Raw genomic sequence first — 7,830 nt, 5'->3', positions numbered from 1 at the left:
CTGCTGGACAAGGATGAGATCAGTAAAGGGGAAAATGAGTGGGTTCAGTCCTGGGTTGAGAAATCAGGGCTCTGATGAAAATCCCCAAAGGGATGAAACCGGGGGAGCTGCGTCTCCTTCCGGTGATCCTCTTTCTCTTTCTGACTTTTTACCTCCCCGTAGCCGTGCTGCTGATGAAGGGTCTTCAGTCAGAAAGCAGATGGACCCTGGATTGGCTGAAAGAGCTTGTTCTCAGTCCCTACTACAGAAGGATCTTTGTCTTTACCATGGGGCAGGCCTTTCTGAGTACCCTCCTGTCCCTCCTGGTGGCCCTGCCGGGGGGATGGATTCTTTCCCACCTGGATTTTCCGGGAAAAAAAATACTGAAAGCCCTCACCACCATACCCTTTATTCTGCCCTCCATCCTGGTGGTCCTGGGATTTATCCTTTTCTGGGGCCGCCAGGGAGTCATCAACAAAACCCTGATGGCCCTCATGGGAAGGGATAAACCTGTTCTGGATGTATTGTACTCCTTCAAAGCCATCCTCCTGGCCCATGTCTTCTATAACTTTCCCATCGCCCTGCGTCTCATTGCCGCCTGGTGGGAGGGACTGGGAGAAAACCAGCTTCAGGCTGCCCGCACCATGGGGGCCTCTGAAGGCAGAATTTTCAGAACCATCACCCTCCCCCAGCTTCTGCCTGGGATGATCAGTGCGGGGTCTCTCATTTTTCTCTACTGTTTTATGAGTTTTGCCGTGGTCCTGGTTCTGGGGGGTGGTCCGCGCTACTCCACTCTGGAAGTGGAAGTCTACAGACTCGTAAAATATTCCCTCGATTTCGGAAAAGGAGGCGCCCTGGCCCTGGTGGAGACCGCAGCGACCCTGTTTCTGACCTGGTTTTACATCAACCGGGAAAACACAAACATTCAAAGACAGGTTTGGAGAGGAAGCAAGAGTCATTGGCGGGATGCATCCCTGACGACCAGAATCCTCTGTGCCGCCTATTTTGTAGTCGTCCTTTTTATAATCTTTGGTCCGATTCTGACAGTCATGGTCCAGTCCCTGCTGGTGCAGACCACCAGGACCAGCCCCCCCGGACTCTCTCTCCGCTGGTACAGGGAGATGCTCCAACCCCCCGGTTCCGCCCGGGGCGCCAGTGCCCTGCTTCTTGCCTCTTCCATCAGGAACAGCCTGATTTTGGCCATTTCCACACTGGTCTTAACCCTGACCATCGGAGCCTATACATCCTGGATTCTCTCCCGGTACCGATTCCGCTTTTCGGGGATGATTGAATCACTCATCATGATGCCCATGGGGGTCTCTTCGGTTGTCCTGGGGATGGGATACCTCTGGCTCCGCAGGGGGGGAAGACTGGAAATGATCTCCCCTGTTGTCTCCATCATTCTGGCCCATACGGTGATTGCCCTGCCCTTCGTCCTCCGAAGCCTCACTCCCGCCATGAAAAGGATCAGACAGAGCCTCCTCGACGCCTCCCGGCTGATGGGAGCCGGGGGAATCCGGCAGTTCATCACCATAGAACTGCCTCTGATACGACCCGGCCTGATCACTGGAGGAGCCTTTGCTCTGGCCATTTCCCTGGGAGAAATCAACGCGACCCTGATCCTCTCAGACGCAGGAATACCCACGATTCCCATTGCCATCCTGAAGCTGATCGGAACCTATAAATTCTACAGCGCCTGTGCCCTGGGAACCATTCTGATTCTGATCTGTACGGCCGCCTTTATCCTCATCGATGCCTTTGAAGGCTGGGAGACATGATATGAACCTGACCCTGAATAATGTAGACCTCACCCTGGGAGAGTTCCACCTCAACTGCAGCCTGGACTTGCCTTCGGGAAAATTGATCACTCTTCTGGGGCCCAGCGGCTGCGGGAAAACATCCCTCCTCAAGTCCATTGCCGGGCTGTACCCTCTGGATCAGGGAACAGTCCTTCTGGGGGACCGGAATATCACGGAAATGGACCCCCGCTTCAGGAGGGTGGGCATGGTCTTCCAGGATTACGCCCTGTTTCCCCATATGAATGTGGAGAAGAATATCTGTTACGGCATGAATCTCAAGGGAGAGGACGCCAGGAGGCGCAGCAATGAGCTTCTGGAGCTGGTAGAACTGTCAGGATTCGGCAGGAGAACCATCGAAGAACTGTCGGGGGGGGAAAAACAGCGTGTGGCTCTGGCAAGAGCCCTGGCAACAGAACCGGACCTCCTCCTTCTGGATGAACCCCTGAGTGCGCTGGATGCCAGACTCAGGAAAATATTGAGACGACAGATCCGGGAGATTCAGATCAAAACAGGGATAACCACCCTGTATGTGACTCACGATCAGGAAGAAGCCATGGCCCTTTCCGACCTTGTCGTGCTGATGAATGAGGGGCAAGTGAGCCAGATAGGGACTCCCCGGGAAATTTACAGGGCGCCGGCGAATGTGTTTGCAGGAGAGTTTTTCGGATCGGCCAACATCATCCCTCTCTCTGAGGGCAGCAGTATTCTGGGAGAAATCAATCTCGCAAAAATCTCCTGTACAACAGAAAACCTAGGGGAAGCCAGTCTGTTTTTCCGTCCTGAAGACTGCCGGGTTCTCCTTCAGGGCGACTCACAGAACGAGGATGACCTTTGCTGCAGGGGAGATGTGGTTTACAGGGAGTTTGGAGGAGACTTTCAATATATGGAAGTGAATTGCGGTCCTCATCTGATCAAAATCAAAACAAAAGCCACAATAGAATTTCAGGATAGGGAGGAAGTCCGGTGGACCATCCCTGTCAGAGACTGTCTGATCCTGGGTTGATCCTCAGGAACCGCCATAGGGAAGATGAGGGGTCATCATCCGTTTGGATGCCAGCTCCACAGCATCGATGATGGTCTGATACCCGGTGCAGCGGCAAAGATTCCCCCGCATGGCCTTTCGGATGCTCTCACGGTCGGGTTCAGGATTTTTATGAAGCAGATCCATGGCCTGCATTATCATCCCGGGGGTGCAGAAACCGCACTGAACCGCCCCGGCATCGATAAAAGCCTGCTGGAGGGGGTGCAGACTGCCGTCCTCGCGGATGAGACCCTCGATGGTCAGAACCTCAGCATCATGAGCCTTTGACATTTTAAACCGGCAGGCTCGGACAGCCTTATAGTTCACCAGGACAGTGCAGGCTCCACAGGTCCCTTCGCTGCAGCCGTTTTTGGTTCCCGTCAGGTCCAGTTCTTCCCTCAGGTATGTGAGGAGGGTCTGGTCCTCCATCCCGGAACCGATTTCATGTTCTATACCATTCACAGTAATGCGGCTCATTTTTTTAATGGCTCCTTGATCGGGGTTTCTTTTTTCAGGGAATCAAGATTCAGGGGGAGGAAAGTAAAACGTCTTCCCGTTGCCGCGGCCAGTGCATTGGCAATGGCAGGAGCTATGATTTCCAGGGCTGGTTCTCCAATCCCCTTGGTTCCCGTGGGAGACAGGGGATCATGATTTTCGATGATATGAGCCTCCATCTCGGGTATGTCTGTCATCCGGGGGATCTTGTATTTTGAATAGTTTAATGAGACAGCCCGGCCTTCATCATCGGTCAGAAAGTCTTCGGTCAATGCCATCCCCAGGCCCTGAACGATGCCTCCATAGATCTGCCCCTTAACCATGGGAGGATTGACGGCTTTTCCAATATCATGGGAGGCCACAATATTCAATATTCGCCAGCTCCCTTTCTCAGGATCTACCTCAACTTCAACGGCCTGAGAGCTGTAGACATAGGAAAAATAAGCGTCACCCTGGCCATTTTCTTCATTCCAGGAGACCTTGGGAGCCTGAAAGCTGCCGAAGGCATAGGGATAGACCCTGGCCAGATACATTTTTTTCCCGGCTTCATTCCAGCTGATAGACCGGCCCTTAGTTCCAAAAATACGGTTATCACGGAATTGAATTTCTTCTTCTTTCTCGGCAAGGTCCGGGAGAAGTGACTTTCGGAGTATCGATTTCAGTCTGTCCAGAGCATCCTTCAGGGCTCCGCCGCCCATCATGGTACCCCGGGAGGCGACAGTGGTGCCTCCATCGGGAATGGAGGCCGTAGAGGAGCCCTGATAGTGGATGTCCTCCAAGGGAACACCCAGAATCTCTGAGGCGAGAATAATCATGGCACTGGGCGCCCCCTGACCGTTTTCAAAAACAGAGACATCAATCAGGATGGAGCCGTCAAACTGGACATTCACCGATGCACAGCAGAAATCCATGCCTTCCGCCCCCAGACTGCAGCCTCTGTAGGAGGCAGCCATGCCGATACCGTACCACTTGTCTCCCTCGCCCCGGGAGCAAAGCTTTCTCTTTTCCTTAAAGCCGATGGATGAGGCTGTCTTTTCCATCACTTCAATGAGACTCACAGAATGATCATCTAATACCTGGCCGGTGATGGTCTCGCTGTTCTGGCGGACCGCATTGAGTTTCCTGATTTCCAGAGGGTCCATTCCCAGCCTGTCCGCCGCCATATCAATAACCTGCTCAAAGGCAAAATTGGTCTGAGGAGATCCGAACCCCCGGAATGCTCCGGAGAATATGTTGTTTGTAGCTACCCCGTAAACATCTGCATGGATATCCGCCAATTCATAAGGCCCCACATTCTGTGCGGCCGAGCGCCAGGTAGACCAGGGAGTGGTGGAGGTATAGGCACCGGAATCGGCGAGAGTCCTGCTGATGACGGCTTTCAGTTTTCCCTCGGAAGAGAACCCCGCCTTGTACCACATTTTATAAGGATTCCTCTTGTAACTCTCTTTCATGGACCAGGCTCTGTCGTAGAGCATCTTAACTGGTCTTTTCAGTTTGACAGCGGCCAATGCCGCCCGGGCACACACAATAGAAGCCGTATCATCTTTCCCGCCGAAACTGCCACCCACGGCATGAGCATAAACGATCACCGATGCCAGGGGACGACCCAGATAGGCACAGACAAAACGCCGTGTGCTGAAGGGGTGCTGTATGCTTCCATATATTTCGAGGACACCATCATCCCGGGGAATGCAGATTCCGCACTCCGGTTCCAGGTAGGCATGTTCCACCAGGGGTGTTGTAAAAAATTCTTCAATGATAATGTCAGACTCGGCCATCATCTTTTCCGGATTGCCTTTGCGGACCTTATGATGATTCACAACATTGCCTGCCCGTCCTTCGGGAATGACAATGGCTGCGCTTTTGATGGCCTCTTCCGTATCCACCAGGATGGGAAGAACCTTGGCCTTCACCTGGACTTTCTCCACTGCTGCCAGTGCCTCGGCTCTGGTTTCGGCTGTGATGATGGCGACCACATCTCCGTTAAATCGAATCCGGTCTTTGACGAGGATGGGGAAATCCTGATCGATCTGACCGGCAGTCAGGGCACCGGGCACATCCTTCCAGGTCTGTACAGCCAGAACTCCGGGCATCCTCTCGGCCTCTTCCACCAGAATTGCCGTGATCCGGGCGTGAACATAATCGCTGTACACAGGAACGGAATGGACCATGCGGGGAAAGGAGTAATCATCTGCAAAGCGGGCAGTACCGCAGACTTTCTGACGAGCGTCATTTCTAAAACAGGTCTTCACATTACCTCACATACGGGATGTTCCCGGGAACCATAGTTGTACATCAAAAACAGATTTACTCGAATTTTGACTGATTGATCAATTGAATTATACCCAACCTGAATACATCAATCAACATGATGCCGGATTTAAAGGGATCAAGATCCCTGGAAGAGGGAGCCCTGGGACCAGGACCCGGATTGTTCCGGGGGGGCAAACTCAGACGCTTCCAGAAGATCCTGGTTCAGACACCAGGAAGGATCGGCAGGATCGGGAGATGATCCCTCAGGGGCCAGCCACTTCTCGGCCCGTTCACCCCCCAGGAGAAGAGGCATCCGCAGCTTTTCATTATGCACTTCTGCCAGGAGATCCCATGCTCCCAGAGTGAGGATGGAAAAGGTCAGCGTCGGATATGGACTGTTCAGAATATGATTTTCCTGATAGATCCCTCCCAGATAAAGAAGACCGCCATCCTTTCTGCGGATATACCAGGTGGACTTTATCCCCTCCTCCAGGTGGGGTTCAAAAAAACCCTCCACCGGAAGGAGGCAGCGCTTCCCAGGCCAGCTGTCACGGAATGAAGGCTTCTCCCCCACAGTCTCCCAACGGGCATTCAAGGTACCAGAACGGATACGCTTTGCCTTCTCCGGGTCTCTGACCCAGGAGGGAACCAGCCCCCATTGGGCGACTATGGCTTTTTGATTCACTCCGTCCCTGAGAATGGGAAGTCCGGGGAAACTGAAACCGGAGATTCTGAATCCGGAATTATAGTATAAATCATCCAGTAGATGACTGAATCGGGGATCATTCTCAATTGTCTCCCGGGTGAGGGCTACACTGAAACACATGGCAATCTCCTTAACACTATTTTAACCCTAAATTGCTTCTCCTGTCAGATTTTGATCAACCCTTATATTATCCTGTTCAACAAAACGCACATACTTTATACTGAATGAGCTTCTCCAAGATGCCATGACAGAATATTATGGTATTTTTGTTATATAAAGAAACAGGAATTTTTATGCTAAACGAACAATCAAAGACCTTTCTTTTCTTCCATTATCTATTTGACCTCCTTCTGGTTGCTCTCTCCTGGCTTATGGCTACTTATATCCGTTTTATGATTTTGGAATCTGATAGTTCTTCCTTTATCAAATTCATGAAACTGATTCCGATCCCTGTGATTGTGGCGGCCTATTTTCTTTTCCGGGAGCACTACCATACACGGCAGATACTGCATGCCTGGCACAGGGAGTTTTCCAGACTCCTGATGCTGAATATAAAAATACAGATATTCTTCATCCTGGCGGGATATAACCTGCAGGCAAACAGACTCTCCCGGCTGACAATGGTTCTCTTCTTTTTCATCTGTCAGATCTTCCTGATACTGAACAGAGTCGTCTTCCGGAACCATATCATGATGAAGATGATCAAGGGAGAACTGTCCAATAACCTTTTTATAATCGGCCAGGGTACCCACATTGACCGGTTTATTGAGAAAGTCCTGAGCAATCCTCATATGGGGATGCATATTTGCTGCTGGGCAGACTCAGAAGGTAGGGCAGAGGAACAGGGGCTTCCTTCCTGTACATAAGAAAAGATTGATGATTTCGTTAAAAAACTGAATCCACAGAGTATTATCATAGGTTACTCCGGTCAGAAACAGGGAAAACAGGACAAGTATATCAAGACACATTACAATCAGGTGACACCGATCATCCTGATACCCCAGGTAAACTACGCCCTTATCGGTACAACCATTGAGGATTTTCTGGGAGTCCCCCTCCTGTATATCAACAACCCTTCTGAAAACCATTTCAGCCTGATAAGCAAGAGGCTGATCGATATCGGCGGCTCTTTATTCGGGATACTGCTGCTCTCACCCATGCTTATAGTTGTCAGTCTTTTCGTGAAGCTGACCTCCCCGGGGCCAATTTTTTATGGACAGGAGCGGATGACCGTAAAAGGCAGGGTTTTTAAAATGTGGAAATTCCGTTCCATGCGGCAGAATGCAGACAAGGAAGAGGGATTTACCTGGACCGTGGAAAATGATCCCCGCCGTACCTGGTTTGGAACGTTTATAAGAAAAACAAGCCTTGATGAATTCCCTCAGTTATGGAATGTACTCAAGGGGGATATGAGTCTGGTAGGTCCACGTCCCGAACGCCCGGAGCTGATCGAAGGATTCAAGGATGAGATTGCAGGGTATATGCTCCGTCACAAGATGAGAGCCGGCATTACAGGCTGGGCTCAGATCAATGGTTGGAGAGGGAATACCAGTCTGGAAAAACGGATCGAGTTTGAC

7 protein-coding genes are annotated in these 7,830 nt (G+C 51.4%); 4 read left to right on the top strand and 3 right to left on the bottom strand.

Translation table 11 applies throughout. From position 1 onward, the window contains the following. Positions 1–74 precede the first annotated feature (74 nt). Both PF479_RS03360 and PF479_RS03355 read left to right on the top strand, forming a co-directional pair. The gene (locus PF479_RS03360; protein WP_298002219.1) at positions 75–1,757 is read left to right on the top strand and encodes an iron ABC transporter permease; all 1,683 of its coding nucleotides are present in this window, start codon (positions 75–77) and stop codon (positions 1,755–1,757) included. A 1-nt stretch (position 1,758) separates the two neighbouring features. Then, a complete protein-coding gene (locus tag PF479_RS03355; protein WP_298002217.1) occupies positions 1,759–2,781 on the top strand; it encodes an ABC transporter ATP-binding protein in 1,023 nt (340 codons plus the stop codon). A 3-nt stretch (positions 2,782–2,784) separates the two neighbouring features. On the opposite strand, the gene PF479_RS03350 is transcribed toward PF479_RS03355, so the two are convergent. The 3 genes from PF479_RS03350 to PF479_RS03340 all read right to left on the bottom strand — a co-directional run bounded on the left by PF479_RS03350 (position 2,785) and on the right by PF479_RS03340 (position 6,373). Further along, a complete protein-coding gene (locus PF479_RS03350; RefSeq protein WP_298002215.1) occupies positions 2,785–3,276 on the bottom strand; it encodes a (2Fe-2S)-binding protein in 492 nt (163 codons plus the stop codon). Further along, on the bottom strand, positions 3,273–5,546 hold the full coding sequence (locus PF479_RS03345; RefSeq protein ID WP_298002213.1) for a xanthine dehydrogenase family protein molybdopterin-binding subunit: 2,274 nt from the start codon (positions 5,544–5,546) through the stop codon (positions 3,273–3,275). Before PF479_RS03345 ends, PF479_RS03350 begins: the two co-directional genes overlap by 4 nt. A 137-nt stretch (positions 5,547–5,683) precedes the next feature. Continuing rightward, positions 5,684–6,373: an SOS response-associated peptidase gene (locus tag PF479_RS03340; protein ID WP_298002211.1), complete on the bottom strand. Its 690-nt coding sequence runs from the start codon at positions 6,371–6,373 to the stop codon at positions 5,684–5,686. A gap of 173 nt (positions 6,374–6,546) precedes the next feature. On the opposite strand from PF479_RS03340, the gene PF479_RS03335 reads away from it, so the two are divergent. Further along, positions 6,547–7,119: a hypothetical protein gene (locus tag PF479_RS03335; RefSeq protein ID WP_298002209.1), complete on the top strand. Its 573-nt coding sequence runs from the start codon at positions 6,547–6,549 to the stop codon at positions 7,117–7,119. 6 nt (positions 7,120–7,125) lie between these two features. After that, a partial coding sequence (locus tag PF479_RS03330; protein ID WP_298002221.1) for an exopolysaccharide biosynthesis polyprenyl glycosylphosphotransferase occupies positions 7,126–7,830 on the top strand: 705 nt, incomplete at its 3' end.

Source organism: Oceanispirochaeta sp. (assembly GCF_027859075.1).
Lineage (GTDB): Bacteria > Spirochaetota > Spirochaetia > DSM-2461 > DSM-2461 > Oceanispirochaeta.
The sequence above is the reverse complement of the archived record's forward strand: the minus strand, read 5'-3'. Positions and strand labels throughout refer to the sequence as shown.

Excerpts from the sequence above, each read along its gene's own strand:
- PF479_RS03350 (WP_298002215.1), bottom strand. The coding sequence starts at position 3,276 with ATGAGCCGCATTACTGTGAATGGTATAGAACATGAAATCGGTTCCGGG.
- PF479_RS03355 (WP_298002217.1), top strand. The coding sequence starts at position 1,759 with ATGAACCTGACCCTGAATAATGTAGACCTCACCCTGGGAGAGTTCCAC.
- PF479_RS03360 (WP_298002219.1), top strand. The coding sequence starts at position 75 with ATGAAAATCCCCAAAGGGATGAAACCGGGGGAGCTGCGTCTCCTTCCG.
- PF479_RS03340 (WP_298002211.1), bottom strand. The coding sequence starts at position 6,373 with ATGTGTTTCAGTGTAGCCCTCACCCGGGAGACAATTGAGAATGATCCC.
- PF479_RS03335 (WP_298002209.1), top strand. The coding sequence starts at position 6,547 with ATGCTAAACGAACAATCAAAGACCTTTCTTTTCTTCCATTATCTATTT.